The organism is Caulobacter sp. GW821-FHT05F04, assembly GCF_059419665.1.
Map to the genome: position 1 here is coordinate 225874 of NZ_JBWKSF010000006.1, position 24522 is coordinate 250395.

A 24522-nucleotide genomic window follows, 5' to 3' on the forward strand; every position below is an offset into this window, starting at 1 on the left:
CGCGGAGCCACTCTTTCCAGACTTGCGATCAACGATGTTTGGTCGTGGCAAGTCGAGGCCGCCTGCGAAGACTTTCGAAGAGCTCAAACCAGGCCTCACTCCCACGAGGGCTTGGACCGAATGATCAGCGGCACGTCGCCCTCGGTGCGCACGGCGACGCGCTCGCCCTGCCGTTCGAAGATCAGGTCGACGGTCAGGGCGCCGACGCGGAGGCGCTCGACGGCCAGACGATCGATGCCGATCGGCAGGCGCGGGTCCACCAGGACGATCTCGCCGCGATTGGCGTCGATGGTGATCCCCAGACACGCCTGCAATATCATGAACACCGACCCCGCCGCCCAGGCCTGGGGCAGGCAGGCGACCGGATAGGCCACGGGCGGCTCGCCCGGCGAGCGCGGGAAGCCACAGAAGAGCTCAGGCAGGCGCATGCCCATGCGGCTGGCGGTCTCGAAGAGATCCGCCGTCAGGTTCACCACCCCGTCGCGCTCGCCGTAGCGGGACAGGCCCATGACGCACAGGGCCGTGTCGTGCGGCCAGACCGAGCCGTTGTGGTAGCTGATCGGATTGAACCGGGCCTCGCCGGTGGCCAGGGTCCGCACGCCCCAGCCGGAGTTGAAGCTGGCCGATAGTAACTGGTCGCTGACCTTGCGGGCCCGCTCGGGCGAGGGCAGGCCGCAGAACAGCAGATGGCCCGGATTGGACGACAGCGTCCGGCAGAGCTGGCCCTGGCCGTCGACGGCGATGCCGTAGAAGCCGCGCTCCTCGATCCAGAACAGCGCCTCGACTTTCTCGCGCAGCGTCTCGGCCTTCTGTTTCCAGATCGCGGCCTGACCGATCTCGCCCCGTCGTTCGGCCAGGCGGGCCATGCCGCGATAGGCGGCGAAGGCGTAGCCCTGCACCTCGACAAGGGCGATGGGCCCCGTGGGATAGCGGCCGTCGGTGTGGAAGACGGAATCCTCGCTATCCTTCCAGCCCTGGTTGGACAGGCCGCTGTCCTGGCCGCGGGCGTAGTCGATCAGGCCGTCGCCGTCGCTGTCGCCGTCGTTCTCGATCCAGTGCATGGCCTTTTCCAGCGCCGGCCATAGCTCGTCGATCAGGCTGTCGTCGCCGGTCCGCTCCTGGTAGGCGCCGGCTAGGGCCACGAACAGCGGCGTGGTGTCGACCCCGCCGTAGTATCGGCCGAACGGCACCTCGCCCAAGGCGGGCATCTCGCCCTTGCGGGTCTCGTGCATGATCTTGCCGGGCGCGCTGTCGCGGAAGGTCGAGCGCTCCTGCGCCTGATGGGCGGCCAGATAGCGCAGTACGCCCTTGGCCAGGGACGGCTCGAACCACAGGATCTGCCAGGCGGTGATGATCGCGTCGCGCCCGAAGGCGGTCGAGAACCAGGGGATGCCGGCATAGGGGTAGGGGCCGGTCTCCATCCGGGTGGTCAGCAGGGCCAGATCCGCTCGCGACTTGCCCAGCCACTCGTTGAACAGGCGGCCGGAGCTGTTCAGCCGCGCGCCATGCCGGCGGCGGGCGCGCATGTCCCAGCGAGCGTGGGCCGCGGCGTCGCGGAAGCGCTCGCGGCTGGGAATATGGCCGTCGACCACGCCGATCTCGATATAGAGCTCGGTCTGGCCCTCGGCGTGCAGCGAGAACATGAACTCGGCCCTGTGGGCCGAGAGGCGGAACGGCGCATCTGAGAAGGCGATGACCGAGGTTCGCTCGACGTCGTCGAGGCCGAGATAGCTGAAGGCGACTCTCCGGCCGTCGATATGCGGCGGCCCCTTGGTTCCCCGCTTGGCGCGATGGCTGCCGCGCACCTCGAACATGTCGCGGAAGTCGGCGTCGAACTCGATGGTCATCGGCAGCAGCACGGTGTCGCGACTGTAGTTGACGCAGCGAATGCGCTCGAACAGGCGCTCGCCCCACAAGAAGCGCTTGCGCTCTATGTGCAGCACGCCGGGAGGCCCCATCCGTTCGCCGGGATAGGGCAGGGCCTGGTTGGTGCTGTTGCAGGTGAAGAAGACGTTGTCGTGAGCGACAGCGGCCGACAGAAGCGACGGCATGCGACCGCCCAGGGTCAGTCGGTAGAGCGACAGTATGCGAGTGTCGTTGTGGAAAAGCCCATCGCCTTGGCCGGCGATATCCCCGAACTCATCGGCGACGATAAAGGTGTCCTTGTCCTTGAGCGCATAGAGATTCTGCGGTGCGCGGACTTCCGCCGTCACGCCGTAGTCGACCGGCGCCTCCATGGCCGGTGCAAGACTCTCCATGGCCCCTCCTTCAATTCATGCGCTAGCCGCCATATCGACCAAGGACGGATAGACGGCCGCGCCATTGCACAGCCGCTCGTAGAGGGCGACATAGCGGCGGGCCATCGCCTCGGACGAGAACCGTTCCTCGAAACGCGCGCGGACACGCTTTCGATCCAGGCTTTCGACCTTGAGAATGGCGTCGGCGGCCTGGTCGTCATTCTCGACGATGAAGCCGGTCAGACCGTCATCGATGACTTCGGGCACCGAGCCGCAAGCATAGGCCACGACAGGCGTGCCGCAGGCCATGGCCTCGATCATCACCAGGCCGAAGGGCTCGGGCCAGTCGATCGGGAAAAGCAGGGCGTCGGCCCCGCCCAGGAAGGCCGATTTGTCGCTGTCGCCGATCTCGCCGACGAACTCGATCAGAGGCTCGCCGCGCATCATCGGCTCGATGACGTCCTCGAAATAGACGCGGTCGGCGGGATCGACCTTGGCGGCGATCTTCAGGCGCTTGCCCAGGCGCTTGGCCAGGTTGATGGCGCGGTCGGGGCGTTTCTCCGGCGAGATGCGGCCCAGGAACGCCAGGTAGCCCTGGCTCTTCTCGGAGAAGGCGTAGATGTCGGCGTTCATGCCGTGGTGCACCGTGCCGGCCCAGTTGGCGAAGGGCAGGGGGCGCCGCTGGTCATCGCTGATCGAGACCAGAGGGAATTGCGGCCAGCGTTTGTAGACGGCGGGCAGGTCCTTCAGATCCAAGCGACCGTGAAGGGTGGTCAGGGTGTTTTTCGCTCGGTCGGCGAAGAACGGGAATTGCACCATGTCGGTATGGAAGTGGACGATGTCGAACTGGTCGGCCATGGCGCGCACCTCGGCCAACTGGGCGAGGTGGGCCGCCAGATCCGACTTTAGCGGCGCGGGGTCCAGGCGGATGGCCTGGTCGCGGACGGCGATCAGTCGGGCCTTGGTCCGGGCTTCGGCGCTGGCGAACAGGGTGACCTCGTGGCCCAGGTCGACCAGGGCGTCGGTCAGGTGGGCGACCACGCGTTCTGTGCCGCCGTAAAGCCGCGGCGGAACAGCTTCGTATAGCGGGGTGACTTGGGCGATCTTCATGGCGCGGACCTTGACGGGGAGGAGCTGGAACGCGGCGCGGGTCCGCCACAGATCAGTTCCGATCGCCGCTATTGGTTCCGCAGCTCGCCCTTTTGCGGCCTCAATGCGGCTAAGCGCGTCGTTGCAATTGCTCCCGACGTTCCCGTTCCTGCCGCAAGGCGCGCTGGCGCCGCCGATAGCGTCCGTAGAGCTTGCGGCCGGCCGCGGTCAGGCGAGGCAGGAAATAGATCACGATCAGAGCGCAGATCGTCGTCACGATCACAACGGGCGCACTCAACATGGCGGTTTCCTATGAAGCCTAGATTTCCGGCTTCCTCCCCACTCGGCGGGTGAACCGCCGACAGCCGCTTATTTACCATACGGCGAAGCTGATCAATCAAGGTTACGTGACAGTCGCCGCCATGGGGTCTGATGACCACCTTTTGATCTTTGGGAGCATGCCCTCAGAAGGCGATGACGCTTTTAGGGCGCTCACCGGGCGACAGGCGAGCGAGCGCGGCTTCCGATCGCATTGCGTTTCGGCCGGGCGCGGACCTATAAGCCTGCTCGAAAGTCCAGTCCTTCGAGGGATTCCATGAGCACCGACTTCGCCGCCGCGCGGCTGAACATGGTCGAGAGCCAGATTCGCACCGCCGACGTCACTGACCTGCCGCTGCAGGACGCCCTGCGGGTGGTGGCGCGCGAGCGCGTCGTGCCGGCTTCGAAGGCCTATCTGGCCTATGCCGACGCGGACATCGAATACGCGCCCGGCCGCTGGCTGCTGCGCCCGCGTGAAGTGGGCAAGCTGCTGCAGGCCCTCAAGCCCCGGGAGGGCGAGAAGGCCCTGGCCATCGCCGCGCCGTACGCCGCGACCGTGCTGGAGACCATGGGCCTGGTCGTCACCCGCCTGGAAGGCGACGATCTGAAGGCCGTGCCGACCGGCTCCTACGACGTGATCATCTGTGAAGGCGCGGTCGCTGTGGCTCCCAAGGCCTGGCAGGACGCCCTGGCCGTTGGCGGCCGTCTGGGCGTCGTCGAGCGCACCGGCCCGGTCGGCCGGGCCGCCGTCTATCTGCGCGCCGAGGACGGCGTGGGCCGTCGCCAAGCCTTCGACGCTTCGCCGCCGATGCTGGCCGGTTTCGAGGTCGAGGCCGGTTTCAGCTTCTAGACACCCTTGGGCGATAGCCTGCCGCAACGTCTGCGTGAAAAAAGCTTAACTAGCGGCGTCTGGCGGCTGGACTTACACGCGGTCATATTGTGGCGAGCGCGCGCTTCGCGGGGATTGGGGATAGAACTTTGATGTCGAACCGTCGACGGGCCGGGCTCCTGGCCGCTGCTTGCTGCGCCAGCCTGCTGGCCGGCGCGTTTTCCGCCGTCTCGTTTTCCGAGGCTCGGGCTGACACCCTGGCCGACGCGATCTCCCTGGCCTATCAGACCAATCCGACGCTGCAGCAGCAGCGCGCCAGCGCCCGCATCACCGACGAGGGTGTCGTGCAGGCCAAGACGGGCTTCCGCCCGACGGTCGGCGCCGTGCTGGACGTGACCGGGGCGAACGTCAACCCGGCCGGCTCCGGCGCCACGGTCAAGTCCTCGGGCAGCAGCGCCACGGTCTCGGTGACCCAGCCGCTCTACACCGGCGGCCGCGCCAGCGCGACGCTGAGCGCCGCCGAGGCCGACGTGCTGTCGGCCCGCGAAAGCCTGCGCTCGGTCGAACAGAGCGTACTGGTCAATGTCGTCCAGGCCTATGTCGATGTCCGCCGCGACCAGGAACGCCTGCGCATCGCCAAGGAGAACGTCGCGGTCCTGCAGCGCCAGCTCGACGAATCCAACGCCCGCTTCGAGGTGGGTGAGATCACCCGCACCGACGTGGCCCAGTCGCAGGCGCGCCTGGCGGCCGCCAAGGCAGGCCTGTCGGGCGCCCAGGCCCAACTCGAGGTCAGCCGCGCCGGCTATGCCGCCGTCGTCGGTCAGACCGCCGGCGACCTGGCCCCGGAGCCGACCCTGGCCGGCCTGCTGCCCGCCTCGGTCGACCAGGCCTTCGAGGCCGCCCAGACGACCAATCCGGGCGTGACCTCGGCCCAGTACAACGAAGAGGCCGCCGCCGCCCGTGTCGCGGTGGCCAAGGCCGGCTATCGCCCGACGATCTCGGCCCGCGCCGGCATCGGCTTCGACGCCGGTCGCAGCGCTGGCGTCGGCAGCCAGTTCGACGACTATTCGCGCACCGTCTCGGGTTCGGTCACCGCCTCGGTGCCGATCTTCACCGGCGGCCTGACGACTTCGCAGGTCCGCGCCGCTACGGAGCGCGAGAACGCCGCCCGCAGCGCCACGGAAAGCGCCAAGCGCACCGCGATCCAGCAAGTCTCGAACGCCTGGAGCAACCTCCTGGCCTCGCGCGCCCAGCTGGGTTCGAACGAGGAACAGGTCCGCGCCACCCGCATCGCCTTCGAAGGCGTGCGCCAGGAGCAGCAGGTCGGCCTGCGCACCACGCTGGACGTGCTGAACGCCCAGCTGGAGCTGTCGAACGCCGAACTGGCCCTGGTCAGCGCGCGCCGCGACGAATACGTGGCCAGCGCCGTCGTCCTGCAGGCCATGGGCCAGCTGGACGTCAGCAAGCTGTCGACGGGCACGACCGCCTACGATCCCAAGGTTTCCTACAGCCGCGTGACGCACAGCGTGGGCTGGGTGCCGTGGGAGCCGGTCGTTCAGGCGATCGACAAGGTCGGCGCGCCCTCGACGAAGTCGCCCTCTTCAACCAGCGTGGCGACCTCCAAGTAGCCTTAACTCCGCGTCGATTCCGCTCAGGCGTGGACTTACGCTTGCTTAACACGCGTAAGTCTGCACCATCGCGGCCAAGCGCGTCCTAGGGCGCGCAAGGATTCGTACCCTTTACGACGGCCCCGCACATGTCCGATCAGAGCTCTCAAGAACCGACGATGGAGGAGATCCTCGCCTCCATCCGGCGCATCATCTCGGAGGATGACGCGCCGGCGGAGCCTGCGGCCGAGGCCGCGCCGCCTCCGCCGCCGGAGCCCGAGCCCGAATCGTTCGACGACGACATCCTCGAGCTGACCGATCCGATCATTTCGGAGCCGGAGCCCGAGCTGCCGCCGCTGGAGACCGTCGGCGACATCGACGTCTATTCGCCGCCAGAGCCCGCGCCCGAGCCGGTCTACACTCCGCCGCCCTCGGCGCCGGCGTTCAACCGTGACGAAATGGCCGACAACCTGGTCGGCGACCACGCCGCCTCGGCCGCCGCCAGCGCCTTCGGCAGCCTGAGCTCGGCCCTGCTGATGCCCAAGGACGGCCGCACGCTGGAAGACGTTGTCCGCGAGCTGCTGCGCCCGCTGCTCAAAGAGTGGCTGGACCAGAACCTGCCGCGCATCGTCGAGACCAAGGTCGAGGAAGAAGTACAGCGCATCGCCCGCGGTCGCGGCTAAACGCGCTAGATCTTCGAAAAATCGAGGCGGTCGCCGCGGCGGCCGCCTTTTTCGTTGTGAATTACCCCACAAATCCAGGCCCGCCGGTTCCCCGCGCGGGCCGCAGATGGCATATCCGCTCCGCCATGCTTGAAAAGACCTTCGATCCCAAGTCCGTCGAACCCCGCCTGTACGCCGCCTGGGAGGCCTCCGGGGCCTTCAAGCCGAGCGAGGATCCGAACGCCGAGCCGTTCGTCATCGTGATCCCGCCGCCGAACGTCACGGGCAGCCTGCACATCGGCCACGCGCTGAACAACACGCTGCAGGACGTGCTGACCCGTTTCCACCGCATGCGCGGCAAGGCCGCCCTGTGGCTGCCGGGCACCGACCACGCGGGCATCGCCACCCAGATGGTCGTTGAGCGCCAGCTGGCCGCCGCCGGCAATATCGGCCGCCGCGATATGGGCCGGGAGGCCTTCGTGGCCAAGGTCTGGGAATGGAAGGCCGAGAGCGGCGGGACCATCACCAACCAGCTGCGCCGCCTGGGCGCCAGCTGCGACTGGTCGCGCGAGCGCTTCACCCTGGACGAGGGCTTGTCAGCGGCTGTCCGCAAGGTGTTCGTCCAGCTCTACAAGCAGAACCTGCTGTATCGCGACAAGCGCCTGGTCAACTGGGACCCGCAGTTCCAGACCGCCATCTCCGACCTCGAGGTCGAGCAGAAGGAGGTCGACGGCGCCTATTGGCACTTCGCCTATCCGCTGGCCGACGGTGTGACCTACCAGCACCCGATCGCCTTCGACGACGAGGGCAAGGCCACCGCGTTCGAGACCCGCGACTACATCGTCGTGGCCACGACCCGTCCGGAGACCATGCTGGGCGACACCGGCGTCGCGGTTCACCCCGACGACGAGCGCTACAAGGGCCTGGTCGGCAAGTTCGTGACCCTGCCGATCGTCGGCCGCCGCATCCCGATCGTCGCCGACGACTACGCTGACCCGACCAAGGGTTCGGGCGCGGTGAAGATCACCCCGGCCCACGACTTCAACGACTTCCAAGTCGGCAAGCGCGCGGGTCTGGCGGTCATCAACATCCTGACGGTCGAAGCCAAGCTCAACGAGGCTGTTCCGGCCGAGTACCAGGGCATGGACCGCTTCGTCGCGCGCAAGGCCATCGTCGCCCGCGCCGAGGAAGAGGGCTGGCTGAAGGAGATCGAGAAGACCAAGCACATGGTCCCGCACGGCGACCGGTCGGGCGTGGTCATTGAGCCCTTCCTGACCGACCAGTGGTATGTCGACGCCAAGACCCTGGCCCAGCCGGCCCTGAAGGCGGTGGAAGAGGGCGAAACGGTCTTCGAACCCAAGCACTGGGAAAAGACCTACTTCGAATGGCTGCGCAACATCGAGCCGTGGTGCGTCTCGCGCCAGCTCTGGTGGGGCCATCGCATCCCGGCTTGGTTTGGTCCGGATGGCGCGATCTTCGTCGAGGAAACCGAGGAAGCCGCCTACGCCGCCGCCAAGGCCCAGTTCGGCGAGAACGTCGTCCTGAGCCAGGACGAGGACGTCCTCGACACCTGGTTCAGCTCGGCCCTGTGGCCGTTCTCGACCCTGGGCTGGCCGGAGAAGACCGCCGACCTCGCCAGATTCTATCCGACCAGCACCTTGGTCACCGGTTTCGACATCATCTTCTTCTGGGTCGCCCGGATGATGATGATGGGCATCCACTTCATGGGCGAAGTTCCGTTCAAGCAGGTGTTCATCAACGCCCTCGTCCGTGACGAGAAGGGCGCCAAGATGAGCAAGTCCAAGGGCAACGTGATGGATCCGCTGATCCTGATCGACGAGCTGGGCTGCGACGCGGTGCGCTTCACCATGACGGCGATGTCGGGCCAGGCCCGCGACATCAAGCTGTCGAAGCAACGCATCGAGGGCTATCGCAACTTCGGCACCAAGCTGTGGAACGCCTCGCGCTTCGCCCAGATGAACGAGTGCGTCCGTGTCGAGGGCTTCGATCCTTCGACCGTGCAGCAGCCGATCAACAAGTGGATCCGCGGCGAGACCGTCAAGACCGTCGCCGAGGTGACCAAGGCCCTGGAAGCGCCGGCGTTCGACGAGGCCGCCGGCGCCCTGTACCGCTTCGTCTGGAACGTGTTCTGCGACTGGTACCTGGAACTGGCCAAGCCGATCCTGAACGGCGATGACGCCGCCGCCAAGGCCGAGACCCGCGCCACCGCCGCCTGGGCGCTGGATGTGATCCTGAAGCTGCTGCACCCGGTGATGCCGTTCATCACCGAGGAGCTGTGGCAGAAGACCGCCGTGTTTGGTCCGGCCCGCGACTCCATGCTGATCTCGGCCCAGTGGCCGCAACTGCCGGACAGCTGGATCGACGCCGACGCAGAGGCCGAGATCGGCTGGCTGGTCGAGACGGTCGGCGAGATTCGCTCGATCCGCGCCGAGATGAACGTGCCGCCGTCGGCCAAGCCGGCGCTCAGCATCGTCGGCGCCGGCGCGGAGACCAAGGCTCGCCTGGTCCGTCACCGCGACCTGCTGCTGACCCTGGCCCGCCTGGACAGCCTCCGCGAGGCCGAGGCCTCGCCGGCCGGTTCGGTTCCGATCGTCATAGGCGAGGCGACCGGCGCCCTGGCCATCGCCGACTTCATCGACCTGACGGCCGAGAAGGCGCGCCTGACCAAGGAGATCGCCGGTCACGCCGGCGAGATCGAGAAGGTCAACAAGAAGCTCGGCAATCCCGACTTCCTGGCCCGCGCCAAGGAAGAGGTCGTCGAGGAAAATCGCGAGCGCCTGGCCGAGGCCGAGGCCGCCAAAGCCAAGCTCCAGGCGGCGCTGAGCCGGTTGGAGTCGGTGGGCTGACAAACATCCCATCTTGTCATCCCGGAAGCCTCGTAGAGGCTGTCCGGGACCCAGGGGCAACCGCAGTGCGCCGGCCCCTGGGTCCCGGCTCTCCGCTTCGCTACGGCCGGGATGACAAGCATTTTTTAGAAGCTCAGCGCCCCGGAAGCCGTCGTCCTGAAGGGCCCGTAGCCCGTCACTCCCGGATGGGGCGTCTCCAGCGGATGGCTGTGGGTGGCGGTGATCACCACGATGCTGGCTCCGGCAGCCTCGGCCGCGGCGATGCCCGCGGGGGCGTCCTCGAACACCAGGCAGTCCTCGATCGGATGGCCCAGGCGCTGGGCCGCCAGCAGGAAGCAGTCGGGCGCCGGCTTGCCGCGCTCGACGTCCTCGGCCGTGACCAGCACGGCGGGGAGGGGCAGGCCCGCCGCCGCCAGCCGCACCTTGGCCAGTTCGCGTGGGGCCGAGGTGACGATCGCCCAGCGATCGTCGGGCAGGGCGGCCAGAAACGCCTTCGCGCCGTCAATGGCATCCACTCCGTCGACATCGGCCATCTCGGCGGCGTTGATGGCTCGCGCCTCGGTCTCGGGATCGACGCCGGGCAGGGCCAAGGCCTGCAAGGTCTCGATCATGCGACGGCCATGGATGGTGGGCAGGAAGGCGTCGACATCGAGGCCATGCTCCCGCGCCCAGGCGCCCACAACACGCTCGGCGGCGACGATCGAGGTCAGGACCGTGCCGTCCATGTCGAACAGGAAAGCGGCGAATTCGCGATCGGGAAACAGCAGGGATTCGGCCAAGGCGGCGCTCCGAAGTCGGGAAATGACGCTAGGTCATCGCCCCTCGAAAGCATGGTGTCCAGGCCCGTATCGCGCGTCTAGGTTATCAATGTTCTCCTAGGGTCAAACGGACGTTTGCATCCGGCTTGCGGCTGTGCTCTCTGGTCGGCGAACGCGCTCGATCAAACAGGGCGCGACACCTAACCGGGAGAGTAGAATGAGCCAGGCCGCCCCCGTCACCGCGTCCGTTCCGTGGCCAGCGATGTCCGTCCAACAGGCCTATGCCCTGATCACTCAGCCCGGGACCCCCGGCGAGATGGAGGAGATCGAGATCCGGGGCGTGAAGACCCGGGTCTGGAAGCACGCGCCGCCGACCCTGCGCGAGACCCTGCTGATGGGCCGCACCCACGGCGACAAGATCTTCATGGTCCACGAGGATGAGCGCGTCAGTTTCGAGGCCTTCTATCGGGCCGTCACCGTCTTCGCGGCGGAGCTGGCGGCCAAGGGCGTTCAGAAGGGCGACCGGGTCGCCATCGTCATGCGCAACCTGCCCGAATGGCCCGTGGCCTTCTATGCCGGCCTGTCCCTGGGCGCGATCGTCACGCCTCTGAACGCATGGTGGACCGGCGCGGAGCTGGAATATGGCCTGCTCGATTCCGGCGCCTCGGTCCTCGTGGTCGATGTCGAACGCTATGAGCGCCTGACCGAGCACCTGCACAACTGTCCCGAGCTGCGGACTGTCTATGTCAGCCGCTCTCCCGAGGAGATCAGCCACCCGGCCGTGATCCACCTCGAGGCGGTGATCGGCGGTCCCAACGACTGGGCCGGGCTGGAGGAGAAGCCGCTGTCGACCACGCCCCTGGCGGCGGACGATGACGCGACGATCTTCTACACCTCCGGCACCACGGGAAAGCCCAAGGGCGCCATCGGCACCCATCGCAACATCAACAGCAACATCTTCGCCGCCGCCGCCGCCGGGGCGCGCAGCTTCCTGCGTCGCGGCGAGGCCCCGCCCGAGCCTGATCCCAGCCTGCCGCAGAAGGGCTCGCTGATTTCCGTGCCGTTCTTCCACGCCACGGGCTGTTTCGCGGTGCTGAACCCTTCGCTGTTCGGCGGCGCCAAGCTGGCCATGATCCGCAAGTGGGATCCCGACAAGGCCATGCAGTTGATTCAGGACGAGCGCCTGACCTCGATGGGCGGTGTGCCCACGATCGCCTGGCAGATCATCGAGCATCCCAACCGCGAGAAGTACGACCTTTCGTCCATCGAGGCCGTGGCCTATGGCGGCGCGCCCTCGGCCCCGGAGCTGGTGCGCAAGATCAAGGAAGTCTGGCCAAAGGCGGCGCCTGGCAACGGCTGGGGTATGACCGAGACCTCGGCCACCGCCACCAGCAATTCGGCCGAGGACTATGAGAACCGTCCCGACTCGTGCGGCCCCGCCGTGCCGGTCACCGACCTGAAGATCATGACCGTGGAGGCCCCATACCGCGAGCTGCCGATCGGCGAGGTCGGGGAACTGTGGTGCAAGGGCCCGCAGGTCGTGCGCGGCTACTGGAACAAGCCGGAAGCCACCAGCCAGACCTTCGTCGACGGCTGGGTGCGTACGGGCGACCTGGCGCGCCTCGACGCCGAGGGCTTCTGCTTCATCATCGACCGGGCCAAGGACATGCTGATCCGCGGCGGCGAGAACATCTACTGCATCGAGGTCGAGAACTGCCTCTACGACCACCCGGCGGTGATGGACGCGGCCCTGGTCGGCATCCCGCACAAGACCCTGGGCGAGGAGCCGGCGGCTGTCGTCACCCTGAAGCCGGGCGCGGAAGCCACCGAGGCCGAGCTGCGCGCCTTCGTCGCCGACCGCCTGGCGGCCTTCAAGGTGCCGGTGAAGATCGTCTTCTGGCACGAGACCTTGCCGCGCAACGCCAATGGCAAGATCATGAAGAACGACCTCAAGAAGGTGTTCGTCGAGGGGTGATCTCTCGGCGTCCGCCGCGAGAAGGAAGGGCCCGCATCGGTTGATGCGGGCCCTCTTGGTTTACAGGCTCACCGGCGGTTTGCGGTGCGCCCACGGCTGGGCCTCCTCCAGCTGATAGGCCAGCTGGAATAGCAGCGCCTCGCCGCCCGCGCGGCCGGCCAGCTGGACGCCCACCGGCAAGCCGTCCGGCGTCCAGTGCAGCGGCACGCTCATCGACGGCGCGCCGGCGACGTTCTGGACCGGGGTGTAGCCGACATAGGTTGTCAGTCGGGACTGCAGCTCCTGGAATGGAATCCAGCCGGCGACATAGCCCAGCTCGACCGGCGGCTTGCCCAGCACCGGCGAGAGGATGACGTCGTACTTGGTCAGCCAGGCGTCATAGGCCTTTGTGTTGGCGTTCAGGCGCTCAATGGCGGCGGGCAGGGCGCCTTGCGGCAGTTGGCCGACCAGTTCAGCCATGCCCAGGCTGAAGGGCTCCAGCACGCTGGAATCGGGCTTGTGGCCGATGGCCTTGCCGATCCCGGCGACCAGTTCGGCCGCGCCGCTGGCCCATAGCACGGTGAAGTCCTGGCCGAACTGGGCGCCGTCCATGGGCCAGGCGGTCGGCTCGACCTTGTGACCCAGGCTCTCCAGTAGCTTGGCGGCGTTGTTGACGGCGGTCCGCACCTCCGGATCGGGCGTCTCGCCCGTGCCGGTGGCCATGACGAGGCCGATCTTCAGCTTCCTCTTCAGCGGTTCGGAGACCACGCCGATCGGCTTGAACACCGCGTTGGCGCCGGTGCGCTCGGTGGCGGCGAACAGGGCGGCGGAGTCGCGGACGCTGTGCGAGACGCAGTGAGCGACCGAGATGTCGAGGCCGCGCGCGACGGGACGGCCTTGCAACATGCGGCCCCGCGAGGGTTTCAGGCCGAAGAGACCGCAGTTGCTGGCCGGAATGCGGATCGAGCCGCCCCCGTCGGTGGCGTGGGCGAGCGGGATCATGCCCGAGGCCACGGCCGCCGCCGCGCCGCCCGAGGAGCCGCCGGACGAGCGGGCCGTGTTCCAGGGATTGCGCGTCGGCTGAAAGCCCATCGGCTCGGTGGTCGGCAGGAAGCCGTATTCCGGCGTCGCCGACTTGCCGATCACCACGAAGCCGGCCGCGTCGAAGGCGTCGACATATTGGGTCTGGGTGGTTTCGGGCGGGGCGCGCAGGCCGCTGCGCGAGCCGTTGCGGGTGGGCAGGCCCTTATAGGGGTCCAGGTCCTTGACCATGAAGGGCACGCCCGCGAACGGACCCGACAACTGGCCGGCCTTGGCCTTGGCCAGAGCGCGGTCGAAATCCGAGGTGACGATCGCGCCGACCTGCGGCTGCAGAGCCTCGGCCTTGCGGATGGCGTCCTCGACCACCTCGGCGGCGCTGACCTCCTTGCGACGGATACGGCCGGCCAGCTCGGTGGCGTCGGGAGTCCAGGGCGCGGGTGCGGTCATCGATTTGGGCTTTGCCTCCACTGAAGATGCGGCCGCCACGGCGGCGGATGCGGCCAGCAGGCCGCGACGGGTGAATCGCATCGGTTTCTCTCCCCCAAAGCGTGGTCTCGCCACGCTCAGTCAAATGGCCAGCGTCTAATGCGCCGGTGATCGGCGTTCAGTTGAACCCGAAGAGACCTGGGCCGCAAGCCCGTGCTAGACGGCGGTCTGAACTTTCGAGGAGGCCGCGTGGCCCGCAAGCGTATCGATCTGTTGCTCGTCGAGCGGGGTGTCGTCGACAGCCGCGCCAAGGCCCGCGCGGCCGTCGAGGCTGGCCTCGTCACGGTCAATGGTAAGCTGATCACCAAGCCGGCCGATACGGTCGACCAGCACGCCGAGATCGTCGCCGAGGCCGCCCATCCTTGGGTCGGGCGTGGGGCGTTGAAGCTCGTCCACGCGCTGGACCTGTGGCCGATCGTCGTGGAGGGGCGCCTGGCGCTCGACGTCGGCGCGTCGACAGGCGGCTTCACCGAGGTCCTGCTGTCGCGCGGCGCCGAGAGGGTGTTCGCGGTCGATGTTGGCCGCGATCAGCTGCACGCTAAGCTGAGGGGCGACCCTCGTGTCGTCGACCTGTCGGGCGTCGACGCCCGGGCGCTGGACGAGACGGTGATCCCGACGGCGCCGATGCTGGTGGTCAGCGATGTCAGCTTCATCGCCCTGACCAAGGCCCTGCCGATGGCGCTGGACTTGGCGGGGCCGGGCGCGGACCTGGTGGCGCTGATCAAGCCGCAGTTCGAGGCGGGCCGCGACTTCGTCGGCAAGGGCGGGCTGGTCAAGGATCCCGAGATCATCGCCCGTTGCGAACGCGAGGTCGTCGCGTTCATCGAGGCTTCGGGCTGGTCGGTGAAGGGCCTGACCGAAAGTCCGATCACGGGCGGCGACGGCCAGGTCGAACGCCTGGTCTGGGCGACCAAGGCCTGAAACGAAATCGGCCGCCCCCATTTTCCACTAAAGGAGGAGGGGCGGCCGATGGTCTTCCACACAAGCTAGGTCGGGGACTTAGTCGACGACCTGGTACTTGCCGTTGCCGTCCGGGCAGACGCGCACGAAGCGTTTCTGGACGCGGCCGTCCGGCAGGTAGATCGGGCTTTCGGCCAGGGTGCAGCCGTTGATGTCGGCCTGGCCGCCGACGCGGTTGTTCACGCGGTAGCCTTCGCGATGCTCATACGATTGCTCGTAGTAGCTGTCGCGCTGGGCGTCCCGACGAACCTGGTCGTAGGGGACCGGGCGGTAGTCGTCGTCATAGCCGTCGTTGTAGGCGCGCGGCGGCGGGGGAGGTGGCGGCGGAGCGACGGAGCGACCCGGGGTGCAGGCCGCCGAACTCCTGCCGGCCATAGAGCCGACCACGGCGCCCAGGACGCCGCCCAGGACCGCGCCGTCGGTGCGGTGGCCGCGGGCGGCGATGCCGCTGCCCAGCGCCATGCCGATGCCGGCGCCGGCCAGACCGCCGCCCGTGGTGCGGTTGGTCGTCGAGCGCTGACAAGGATCGTAGTAGTAGCCTTGGTTGCTGTAGGCCCCGCCGTAGCTCGAGCCGTAAGGCTGCGAGCCATAGGATTGGGCCGAGGCCAGGGTCGGCGTCAGCACGCCACAGACGAGGGCGGCGGTGACGCCCAGAACGGTCTTGATCATCGGAGTCCTGCGCGTTGAGGCGGTCATGGTCATAAGAGAGCTTGTCTTTTTGTGGGCGTCCGGCTGGCGCCGGGCCGCCGAGGCCCATCCGTTATGTAGGGTGTGACATCGCCAACATGAACGATCGCTGACGGGGCTATTCAGCTTCACTGATATCGCACTGAAAATCGTTCGCGGCCCGCGCTCAAGCCCCGGTTTTAGGGTATGGACGCGCGATGCAAGACATGATGATCACCGCCATCGGCGCGCAAGGCGACGGACTCTCTCGTTTCGACGATGGCAAGCCAGCCTTCGTGCCCCTGACCCTGCCGGGCGAAACCGTGCGGGCGCGGATGGAAGGTTCGCGCGGCGAGGTCGTGGAGATCCTGACCGCCAGCGCCGACCGCGTGACGCCGCCCTGCAAGTATTTCGGCCATTGTGGCGGGTGCGCGCTGCAGCACTGGGCGGCGGAGCCCTATCTGAGCTGGAAGGCCGAGCAGATCCGCATCCAGCTGTCGATGGAAGGTCTGGAGACGGAGATCCTGCCGACTTTCGCCGCCCCGCCGGCCTCGCGACGCCGCGTGGCGTTGCACGCCCGCAAGGGCGCCAAAGGGCAGGGCGCGTTGCTGGGCTTCAAGGAGCGGCGCTCCTGGAATCTCGTGCCGATCGAGGAATGCCCGGTCACCGATCCGCGCCTGGTCGCGGCTTTCCCGGCTCTGGCGCGTCTGGCCGAGCCGTTCCTGGAGCATCCGAAGTCGGCTCCGACCCTGCACGTCACCCTGACGGCCACCGGCCTCGACATCGACGTCACCGGCGTCGAGCGCAAGAGCGGCGGGCTGTCGGCGGACGCTCGCATGCGCGCGGCCATGGCGGCCAGCGAGGGCGACTTCGCGCGGGTGACCCTGGCGGGCGAGACCGTCTATGGCGCGCGCCAACCGATGGTGAAGCTGGGCCCCGCCGTGGTCGCCTTGCCGCCCGGCGGCTTCCTGCAGGCCGTACCGGCCGCCGAGCGCGCCATGGTCGAATTCGCCGTCGCCCAGGCCCAGGGCGCGTCACGGATCGCCGATCTCTATTGCGGTGTCGGCACCTTCACGTTCCGCCTGGCCGAGATCGGCGCGGTCTACGCCGCCGAGATGAGCCCGCCGGCCATCGCCGCCCTGAAGTCCGCCCTTGGCGCGGCGTCGGGCCTGAAGCCGATCACCGCCGAGGCCCGCGACCTGGTCAAGCGCCCGATGCTGAGCACCGAGATGGCCAAGACCGACGTCGTGGTCATCGACCCGCCCCGGGCCGGCGCCGCCGAGCAGACGGTCGAGATCGCCAAGTCCAAGGTCGCCAAGGTGGTCAGCGTCTCGTGCAATCCTGGCACCTTCGCCAAGGACGCCCGCGCCCTGGTCGACGCCGGCTTCCGGCTGGAGAAGGTGCTGCCGGTGGACCAGTTCGTCTGGTCGCCCCATATTGAACTGGTCGGGGTCTTCACGCGCTGAGGCCCATGGGGAACCAAGGATGGACGAGCGACGCAGGCGGTCCGCCTTCGCGGTCGACGCGGTAGGCCAACGCGCCAGGGCGGCGGTCAAGGCGGCCTGGTGGACAGCAACGGGCTCGCTGGCCCGCTCCATGACCCGGCCGACCCAGGGCGAGCAGGCGCGAAGCTTCGAGCCAACGGCCGCGCCGCCGACCAAGGGCGGCCTGCGCCGCGCCTATCTGGAGGCGTTCGAAAAGGACGCCCGCGATGTCGCCGCCGGTCTCTATCCCGCCATCGAGGACGGTCCGGTCCGCCCCTCGGCCGCCGTGCGCGAGGCCGCCGATTTCATCGCCGACGCCTTCGAGGTCGATCAGCGTCGTCGGCGCGGCGATGGCGTCGAGGTGCGCGACGAGACCAATAGTCAAGCTTATCCAAGCTATTATCGCCAGAACTTTCACTTTCAGTCGGGCGGTTGGTTCACGCCGGAAAGCGCGCGCCGCTACGACGCCCAGGTCGAGGCGCTGTTCTCCGGCACGGCCGGAGCCATGCGGCGGCGCGGCCTGTCGCTGCTGGCGAAACACTGGCGCGGCCGCGATCATCGCGACGCGAAAATCATCGATGTGGCCTGCGGTTCGGGCGCTTTCCTCAAGGATCTGAAGGCGGCCTTCCCGCGCGCGGCCATCGCAGGCCTGGACCTCTCGGAGGCCTATCTGGCGCAGGCTCGCAAGCGGACGGGCGCGGGCGGGATCAAGGCTAATGCCGAAACCTTGCCGTTCGGGGATTCCGCTTTGGACGCGGTCAGTTGCGTCTATCTCTTCCACGAGCTGCCGCCGCGCGTGCGGCCCGTCGTGGCGGCCAGCCTGGCGCGGGTGCTCAAGCCCGGCGGCGTGCTGGTCTTCGTCGACTCCGTGCAGCCCTCCGACACGCCGGACCTGGCGCGCCTGCTGGAGGCCTTCCCGGTCTATTTCCACGAGCCGTACTATGGCAGCTATGCCGAGACCGATCTGGTGGCTTTGTTCGCCGAGGCGGGCCTGAAGCTGATCGGCGAGGATCGCGCCTTCCTGACCAAGGCCTTGCTGCTGGAGAAACCCCTCAGCTAAGCAAGGTCGGGGGGACGGCGTTTTGCAGGCTTACGAGTCAGGACGACGGTACGAGGCGCTGGACGGCCTGCGCGGCGTCGCGGCCGTGGGCGTCATGCTCTACCACATCGGCGGCTGGACCGGCCGGCCATGGCTGGTCAGCCACGGCTACCTCGCCGTCGACTTCTTCTTCTGCCTGTCGGGTTTCGTCCTGGCCCACGCCTATGGTCGGCGCGAGATCGGCTGGCGGGGTTTCCTGCGCCAGCGGCTGGTGCGGCTGTGGCCGCTGATCGCCCTGACCATGCTGGCCGGCGCGACGGTGATCATCCAGCATCGCGAGCGCGTGCCGGAGTGGCTGGTCCTGGGCCTGCTCATGGTTCCGCGGCTATGGGCCGAGGAGCCAGGTTTCGCGCCGATTTTCCCTTTGAATCCGCCAGCCTGGTCGTTGTTCTTCGAGCTGGTGGTCGGGGCGCTGTGGTTCCCGATCCGGCGGCTAGGCGTCCTGGGGCACGTGCTGATGATCGTGCTGCTGATCCCGGTGATGGCCTATATCGCCCATGGAATGGGCGGGGTTCTGACCGGCTGGGACCGGGCGACGTTCTTCATCAGCTTTCTGCGGACAGTGTTCTCGTTCCTGCTGGGCTGGGGCTGCTACCGGATCCAGGCGTTCACCGGCTTCACGGCGCCCGCCTGGCTGCTGGCCCTGATCCTGGCCGCCATCCTGTGCTTCCCGTGGACGCCGCTGAACTGGGTCTACGACTATGTCTGCATGAGCCTGGTCTTTCCGCTGATCGTGCTGGCTGGGCGGCGTGATCCGGGCGGCCTCCAGGGAAGGCTGGCCCGCGTCTCCGGCGCGATCTCCTATCCGCTCTATGCGCTGCACTGGCTGGGCTGGGAGCTGATGCTGCGGCTGTTCCGCGCCTTGGGCGGCCACGGCTATCCGCTAGCCTTCGCGGCGGTGGCGGTCCCGGCAATCCTGGCGTTCGCCTGGGCGGTGCTTAAGCTCTACGACGAGCCCGTTCGCCGGCGGCTGCGGCGTCTCTAAAATTGTCTAGAGCCGATGTCGGATGCGGGCATAGTTCGCCGTCCTAGGGATGAGAGACGAGGATCGCCCATGCTCTACGCCATACTCTGCTACAACTACGAGGATGTGATCTGCGGCTGGTCCAAGGCGCACGAGGACGGCGTCATGGAGAAGCTGGGCGTCGTCCAGGAGAAGCTGGCGCGCGACGGCCGGCTAGGCCCCGTCGCCCGTCTGATGCCGACCACGGCCGCCACCACCCTGCGCAAGGACCGCGAGCCGCCGTTGGTGCTGGATGGTCCGTTCGCCGAGACCAAGGAACAGCTTCTGGGCTTCTATGTCGTCGATTGCGACAGCCTGGACGGCGCGCTCGACATCGCCAAGGACCTGGGCAAGGCTAATCCCGGCGGCTCCTACGAGATCCGCCCGATCGCGCTGTTCAATCCGGCGCCGAACCCGGCGTTCGCCGGCCAGGAGTCCGGTGGAACGTGACCGAGCTCGGTTGGATCGAAGGGGCGATCGCCGCCGCTCGGCCCCAGGCCATGGCGGCGCTGCTGCGCTACTTCCGGGACATGGACGCGGCCGAAGAGGCGTTTCAGGACGCCTGTCTGCGCGCCCTGAAGGCCTGGCCCAAGAATGGTCCGCCTCGCGATCCGACCGCGTGGCTGATCATGGTCGGCCGCAACGCCGCCATCGACGCCGTCCGTAAGACCAGCCGCCACGTGGCCCTGCCGCCCGAGGAACTGCTGTCCGACCTGGAGGACGCGGAGGCGCAGGCCGCCGAGCGGCTGGACGGCTCGCACTATCGTGACGACGTCCTGCGGTTGCTGTTCATCTGTTGCCATCCGGATCTGCCGGCCACCCAGCAGATCGCCCTGGCCCTGCGTATCGTCTCGGGTCTGTCGGTGCGCGAGATCGCCCGCGCTTTCGTCGTGACCGAGGCGGCCATGGAACAGCGCATCACGCGCGCCAAGGCCCGTATCGGGGCTGGAGACTCGCCGTTCGAGACCCCGGGCCCGATCGAGCGCGCCGAGCGCTTCGCGGCTGTCGCGGTCATGCTCTACCTCGTCTTCAACGAGGGCTATTCGGCCAGCGGCCAGGCGGTCGAAGCCAAGGGCGGCCTCTGCGACGAGGCCATCCGCCTGGCGCGCCTGCTGCTGCGCCTGTTCCCGGCCGAACCGGAGATGATGGGCCTGACCGCGCTGCTCCTGCTGCAACATGCCCGTTCGGGCGCGCGCTTCGCCGTCGACGGCGCGGCGATCCTGCTGGAGGATCAGGACCGAAGCCTCTGGAATCGCAAGATGATCGGGGAGGGGCTCGCCTTGATCGACAAGGCGATGTTGAAGCGCGATCCCGGGCCCTACCAGGTCCAGGCCGCCATCGTCGCCCTGCACGCCCGCGCCGCCACGGCCGGTGACACCGACTGGGCGGGTATCGACGCGCTCTACGCGACGCTGGAGATCATGCAGCCTTCGCCGGTGGTCACGCTGAACCGCGCGGTGGCGACGGCCAAGGTTCGCGGGCCAGATGCGGCGCTGGCGATGATCGAGCCGCTGGGCGCGCGGCTGGACGCCTATTTTCACTATCACGGCGCGCGCGGCGCCTTCCTGCTGCAGGCCGGTCGCCAGGTCGAGGCGCGTCGGGCTTTCGACCGCGCGATTTCGCTAGCCAACACCGCGGCCGAGGCCGCCAACATCCGCCAGTATCTGGACCGCATCGCGGTCGAGGCGGAGGCGCCGGCATCGGCGGTCGGCAACGACTTCGAGTCAGGCCTGGCGACATGAAGGCCGAGGCCGAAAAGTCTTCCTGACCAATGGCGTAGACCGCCGCCGCCAGCCGTTGCCGTTGCCGTAGCGGCGCGGCCAGAGCCACGTGCTATCGAGATACACGCCCGCGACCTTGGCCACGAGGCCAGCATGGTCGGCACCGGCGAACATCAACGTGTCGCCGACCATGATCTTGAGACAAGCGAGCGCGATCATGGGCCATGCTACGCGTATCAGGTTATCGCCATACTAGGATCGCCAGCGGCTTGCCGTTGCATGACGAGTATATTGCGCGGTTCCACCCTCAAAAATGTTCTTGTTATGTTCTTATGAGTTGAGCATAGTCGCCACCATGGCCGAGGCAGCGAAACTGGGGTCCGCGCCGCGCGGGCGGGGCGCGAAATCCAATCGAACCGGACGCTTCGAGTCCCGGACGCGAGAGACGTTCGACGATGGCTGGGGTGAGGAGGACGAACCCGGGCAGCTGAAGACCGAGCTGCAGCCGATGAAGTCGCGGACGATCATCGCCCGCAACCAGAGCCCGGACGTAGGCTTCGACCGCTCGATCAATCCGTATCGCGGCTGCAGCCACGGCTGCATCTATTGCTACGCCCGACCCAATCACGCCTATCTCGGCTTATCGCCGGGCCTGGATTTCGAGAGCAAGATCTTCTTCAAGCCGCACGCGGGCGAACTGCTGGAGAAGGAACTGGCCAAGGCTTCGTACAAGCCCGCGACGATTCACATCGGCGGCGACACCGATCCCTACCAGCCCGATGAGAAGCAACTTCGGGTGACGCGGCAGATCATCGAGGTGCTGGACCGCGTCAGCCATCCGTTCACCATCATCACCAAGTCGGCTCTGATCCTGCGCGACCTCGACGTGCTGAGCCGGATGGCCGAGCGTAAGCTGACGCGGGTGGCGATCTCGATCACGACCCTGGACCGCAAGTTGGCCCGCAGCATGGAGCCGCGCGCGGCCACGCCTGGCAAGCGGATCGAGGCGGTGCGCCGGCTGACCGAGGCGGGCGTGCCGGTGACGGTGATGTTCGCGCCGGCCATTCCGGGTTTGAACGACCACGAGTGCGAGACCGTGCTGGAGGCGGCGGCCAAGGCCGGCGCGCGCGGCGCGGGCTATGTCGCCCTGCGCCTGCCCCGTGAGATCGCTCAGCTGTTTCAGGAGTGGCTGGAGACCGACCATCCTGACCGCGCCAGGAAGGTGATGTCGCTGGTTCGTCAGATCCGCAAGGGCGAGACCTACAGCGCCAGTTGGGGCGAACGGATGGTCGGCGAGGGTCCAGTGGCCGAGGTGCTGCGACAGCGGTTCCACCTGGCGGTCAAGAAGTTCGGGCTGGACCAGCCGTGGGCGCCGCTGGACGCGACCCAGTTCACGCCGCCGAGGAAGCCGAGCGTGCAGATGGATCTGTTTGGATAGGTTCGCCCTTCGACAAGCTCAGGGTGAGACTTCTAGTGTGAGGCCGCCACCTTGGTCCTCATCCTGAGCTTGTCGAAGGGCGAGGATCACGCGGGGCCTTGACCGCGTCGCCCCCGCTGGCCAAGCAAGGCCATGATCTCCGTCGTCCTCGTCGCCTCCGAAGACCTTCCGGGCCTGGCCGCCCAGATGGCCATGCTGGTGCCCGCCGCCGTGGATGGGCTGGTCAAGGAGGTGGTGCTGGTCGCGAGCGGCGAACCAGGTGTCGAGGCCCTGGCCGAAGACAGTGGGGCGCGGCTGGTGACGGCCTCGGGCGATCGCCTGGCGGCGGGCGCCGCAGTGGTTCGGGGCGACTGGATCCTGACCCTGCGTGCGACGCCGATCCTGCGCGAAGGCTGGCGCGAGCCGGTCGAGAAGCATCTGACCGGCGGGGCTGGGACGCCCGCGGTTCTGACCGCTCCGGGTGGCATGCTCAGCAAGCTTTCGCCACGCCTGCATGGCGTCCTGGTTCGACGGCTCGACTGGCCCGCGAGCGGCGGTGACGAGAAAGCTTTGGCGAAGACGTTGCGGGCTAGGCGGCTGACTTACTAGGTAGGTTCCCGTCCGCATGGGTCTCCCGCCTTCGCGGGGACAAGCGTGTCAGGGCTGAACCTGCGCCAGCTGCGTCATGAGCTGGTCGATCGAGGTCGGGGCGGCGACCTGCGGGTCGAGGCGGAAGTCCACCGTCCGCGCGCCGCTGGCCACGGCGTCCAGGGTCTTGTTCTCCGCGCCCATCAGCCGGCGATAGGTCCAGTAGCTGGCCATCACCTTCTCAACGTAGTTGCGGGTCTCCTTGAACGGCAGGCTCTCGATCAGCAGCAGGGTGTCGCAGTCCGCGCCCAGTTGAGCCGCCGTGCGGTTCAGGGTCGCCGGCCCGCCGTTATAGGCGGCGACGGTGCGCAGCAGGTCGGGACTCTTGACGCCGCGGTCCATCAGCCAGGTGAAATAGTCCTGGCCGGCCCGCAGGTTGTAGGCGGGATCGAATAGCGGGCTGTTGTCGGCCAGCAACTTGTCATCGCCGACCACGTCGGCGGCCGAGGCCGGGCGCACCTGCATCAGGCCCATTGCGCCGGCGGCGGAGAGGGCCATCGGGTCGAAGCGGCTTTCCTGGCGCACCAGCGCGTAAACCATGGCCTTGTCGATGGTGAAACCGCCGACCGGATCCAGCGGGGGCAGGGGATAATCCTCGCCGCCGACCCGGCGCACCGGGCGGCCGGCGTTCAGCGGAGCGTTGGCGTTCAGGGCCAGGGCCAGCGCGGTCCAGTCATCGCGCAGTTCCTGGGTGTCGGCCAGCGACAAGCCGGCGCGCAGCTCCATGCCCGCCTCGCGCCAGCGGCCGACCTGAGCCAGGGCGGTGGCGCGACGGGCGCGTGGATCGTTCTTCACGAGCTGTTCCAGCGACGCGGTGTCGGGACCGACATAGCTGGCGCGGGTCAGCAGGCTGGCGATCGGGTCGTAGTTGTCTTCGGCGATGGTGACTCCGGCCATGGCCAGCTGCCGCACGGCGATCATGCCGTAGAAGGTGTGCGGCGAGCGGGCGGCCTCGTTCAGCAGGGTCTGAGCGTCGCGGCCGTGGCCGGCCTGGCTGGCCACGCGGGCCGCCCAGAAGGCGCCAGCGGCGCGCAGCCACTCGTCCTCGTGTTCGTCGTGGGCGACCTGCTCAAAATAGGCCTGGGCGGCTCGATAGTCGCCCAGGCGATAGGCCGAAAGGCCCGCGATCCAGGTCTCGCCGCCAGCCACGGCCAGGCTCAGCGCCTTCTGTACGTCGCCGGAATAATAGGCCTCGCGGGCGGCGCGACCCTTGTCGGCGGGCGGCGGCGCGGTCTCGTCGCCGATGAAGAGTTCGGGAACCGGCGCGGCGGCGACGCGCTTGCCGGCCGGCTTGCGCTTGACGGCTAGGGCGTAGACGCGGTCGGCGCCGGCCTCATCGGCATAGGTGCGCAGCCAACGGGTTAGGTCGTCATAGCTGGCCGAAAAGCGAGTGGGGTGCATGACCTTGGCGAAGGTCAGGCGGCCGGCCAGGCTGCGGTCATGGGTGTTGGCGAAGGCCGCGGCGGCGGCGTCGAAATCACCGCGATCGGTTGCGGCGAAGGCGGCGCGATAGGCGCGGACGTCTTCCGGCGACAAAGGGTCAAGGGCGCCCGCGTGCGCGACAGACACCGTCGCGCACAGGAAAAGGGCCGATAACACGGCCAAAGGGCGAGCCAAAATCCGCAAAAACTGTTCCGCGCTCCCCCGCAGGCGCGCGTCCCCTGTTCCGACTGGTC

Annotated in this window: 21 protein-coding genes and 1 pseudogene; 13 read left to right on the forward strand and 9 right to left on the reverse strand. The window is 67.9% G+C overall.

The features are described from left to right. Nucleotides 1-95 precede the first annotated feature (95 nt). The 3 genes from AC07R7_RS17195 to AC07R7_RS17205 form a co-directional block, all read right to left on the reverse strand. Nucleotides 96-2258 carry an amylo-alpha-1,6-glucosidase gene (locus tag AC07R7_RS17195; RefSeq protein WP_494636009.1) on the reverse strand — a complete coding sequence of 721 codons (2163 nt, stop codon included), beginning with the start codon at nucleotides 2256-2258 and terminating at the stop codon, nucleotides 96-98. Nucleotides 2259-2273: 15 nt separating this feature from the next. Further along, the gene (locus AC07R7_RS17200) at nucleotides 2274-3347 is read right to left on the reverse strand and encodes a glycosyltransferase family 4 protein (protein WP_494636010.1); all 1074 of its coding nucleotides are present in this window, start codon (nucleotides 3345-3347) and stop codon (nucleotides 2274-2276) included. A gap of 109 nt (nucleotides 3348-3456) precedes the next feature. After that, nucleotides 3457-3627, reverse strand: coding sequence for a hypothetical protein (locus tag AC07R7_RS17205; protein WP_492884202.1), 171 nt, complete (start codon nucleotides 3625-3627; stop codon nucleotides 3457-3459). A 294-nt stretch (nucleotides 3628-3921) separates the two neighbouring features. Between AC07R7_RS17205 and AC07R7_RS17210 the strand changes: the two genes are divergently transcribed. From AC07R7_RS17210 to AC07R7_RS17225, 4 genes are all read left to right on the forward strand, one after another. Continuing rightward, on the forward strand, nucleotides 3922-4494 hold the full coding sequence (locus tag AC07R7_RS17210; protein ID WP_494636011.1) for a protein-L-isoaspartate O-methyltransferase family protein: 573 nt from the start codon (nucleotides 3922-3924) through the stop codon (nucleotides 4492-4494). 131 nt (nucleotides 4495-4625) lie between these two features. After that, nucleotides 4626-6101: a TolC family outer membrane protein gene (locus AC07R7_RS17215; protein WP_494636012.1), complete on the forward strand. Its 1476-nt coding sequence runs from the start codon at nucleotides 4626-4628 to the stop codon at nucleotides 6099-6101. Nucleotides 6102-6229: 128 nt separating this feature from the next. Beyond that, nucleotides 6230-6763, forward strand: coding sequence for a pole-organizing protein PopZ (gene popZ / locus AC07R7_RS17220; RefSeq protein ID WP_492884208.1), 534 nt, complete (start codon nucleotides 6230-6232; stop codon nucleotides 6761-6763). 125 nt (nucleotides 6764-6888) lie between these two features. Then, entirely contained in the window at nucleotides 6889-9609 is a 2721-nt protein-coding gene (locus AC07R7_RS17225; protein ID WP_494636013.1) for a valine--tRNA ligase, read from the forward strand. Between the two features lie 15 nt (nucleotides 9610-9624). Here AC07R7_RS17225 and AC07R7_RS17230 read toward each other — a convergent pair. Then, nucleotides 9625-9735, reverse strand: a pseudogene (locus AC07R7_RS17230) (hypothetical protein); the annotation flags it as partial. Next, entirely contained in the window at nucleotides 9735-10388 is a 654-nt protein-coding gene (locus AC07R7_RS17235; protein WP_494636014.1) for an HAD-IA family hydrolase, read from the reverse strand. The gene AC07R7_RS17235 and the pseudogene AC07R7_RS17230, both read right to left, overlap by 1 nt. Nucleotides 10389-10584: 196 nt before the next feature. Here AC07R7_RS17235 and AC07R7_RS17240 point away from each other — a divergent pair, with 196 nt between their 5' ends. Continuing rightward, on the forward strand, nucleotides 10585-12342 hold the full coding sequence (locus AC07R7_RS17240; protein WP_492884214.1) for a class I adenylate-forming enzyme family protein: 1758 nt from the start codon (nucleotides 10585-10587) through the stop codon (nucleotides 12340-12342). Between the two features lie 60 nt (nucleotides 12343-12402). On the opposite strand, the gene AC07R7_RS17245 is transcribed toward AC07R7_RS17240, so the two are convergent. Then, nucleotides 12403-13890 (reverse strand): amidase, encoded by a 1488-nt coding sequence (locus AC07R7_RS17245; RefSeq protein ID WP_494636015.1) that lies wholly within the window; start codon nucleotides 13888-13890, stop codon nucleotides 12403-12405. Between the two features lie 147 nt (nucleotides 13891-14037). Between AC07R7_RS17245 and AC07R7_RS17250 the strand changes: the two genes are divergently transcribed. After that, the gene (locus tag AC07R7_RS17250; protein WP_494636016.1) at nucleotides 14038-14769 is read left to right on the forward strand and encodes a TlyA family RNA methyltransferase; all 732 of its coding nucleotides are present in this window, start codon (nucleotides 14038-14040) and stop codon (nucleotides 14767-14769) included. A gap of 78 nt (nucleotides 14770-14847) precedes the next feature. On the opposite strand, the gene AC07R7_RS17255 is transcribed toward AC07R7_RS17250, so the two are convergent. Further along, nucleotides 14848-15477: a hypothetical protein gene (locus tag AC07R7_RS17255; RefSeq protein WP_494636017.1), complete on the reverse strand. Its 630-nt coding sequence runs from the start codon at nucleotides 15475-15477 to the stop codon at nucleotides 14848-14850. A 215-nt stretch (nucleotides 15478-15692) separates the two neighbouring features. Here AC07R7_RS17255 and AC07R7_RS17260 point away from each other — a divergent pair, with 215 nt between their 5' ends. The 5 genes from AC07R7_RS17260 to AC07R7_RS17280 all read left to right on the forward strand — a co-directional run bounded on the left by AC07R7_RS17260 (nucleotide 15693) and on the right by AC07R7_RS17280 (nucleotide 20802). Continuing rightward, entirely contained in the window at nucleotides 15693-16940 is a 1248-nt protein-coding gene (locus AC07R7_RS17260) for a class I SAM-dependent RNA methyltransferase (RefSeq protein ID WP_494636018.1), read from the forward strand. Between the two features lie 19 nt (nucleotides 16941-16959). After that, on the forward strand, nucleotides 16960-18018 hold the full coding sequence (locus AC07R7_RS17265; RefSeq protein ID WP_494636019.1) for a class I SAM-dependent methyltransferase: 1059 nt from the start codon (nucleotides 16960-16962) through the stop codon (nucleotides 18016-18018). Nucleotides 18019-18040: 22 nt separating this feature from the next. After that, entirely contained in the window at nucleotides 18041-19042 is a 1002-nt protein-coding gene (locus tag AC07R7_RS17270) for an acyltransferase family protein (protein WP_494636020.1), read from the forward strand. Between the two features lie 69 nt (nucleotides 19043-19111). Further along, nucleotides 19112-19510, forward strand: coding sequence for a YciI family protein (locus AC07R7_RS17275; RefSeq protein ID WP_492884227.1), 399 nt, complete (start codon nucleotides 19112-19114; stop codon nucleotides 19508-19510). Further along, nucleotides 19507-20802 carry an RNA polymerase sigma factor gene (locus AC07R7_RS17280; protein ID WP_494636021.1) on the forward strand — a complete coding sequence of 432 codons (1296 nt, stop codon included), beginning with the start codon at nucleotides 19507-19509 and terminating at the stop codon, nucleotides 20800-20802. The genes AC07R7_RS17275 and AC07R7_RS17280 overlap by 4 nt, the downstream gene beginning before the upstream one ends. Here AC07R7_RS17280 and AC07R7_RS17285 read toward each other — a convergent pair. Beyond that, complete coding sequence (locus AC07R7_RS17285; RefSeq protein WP_494636022.1) at nucleotides 20785-21000, reverse strand: hypothetical protein; 216 nt, start codon at nucleotides 20998-21000, stop codon at nucleotides 20785-20787. The two genes, AC07R7_RS17280 and AC07R7_RS17285, sit on opposite strands and share 18 nt — an antisense overlap. Before the next feature lie 136 nt (nucleotides 21001-21136). Here AC07R7_RS17285 and AC07R7_RS17290 point away from each other — a divergent pair, with 136 nt between their 5' ends. Continuing rightward, nucleotides 21137-22219: a PA0069 family radical SAM protein gene (locus AC07R7_RS17290; RefSeq protein ID WP_494636023.1), complete on the forward strand. Its 1083-nt coding sequence runs from the start codon at nucleotides 21137-21139 to the stop codon at nucleotides 22217-22219. A gap of 132 nt (nucleotides 22220-22351) precedes the next feature. Continuing rightward, the gene (locus tag AC07R7_RS17295; protein ID WP_494636024.1) at nucleotides 22352-22807 is read left to right on the forward strand and encodes a glycosyltransferase family protein; all 456 of its coding nucleotides are present in this window, start codon (nucleotides 22352-22354) and stop codon (nucleotides 22805-22807) included. 48 nt (nucleotides 22808-22855) lie between these two features. Here the strand turns inward: AC07R7_RS17295 and AC07R7_RS17300 are convergent, their stop codons facing one another. Beyond that, a complete protein-coding gene (locus tag AC07R7_RS17300) occupies nucleotides 22856-24472 on the reverse strand; it encodes a lytic transglycosylase domain-containing protein (protein WP_494636025.1) in 1617 nt (538 codons plus the stop codon). Nucleotides 24473-24522 lie beyond the last annotated feature (50 nt).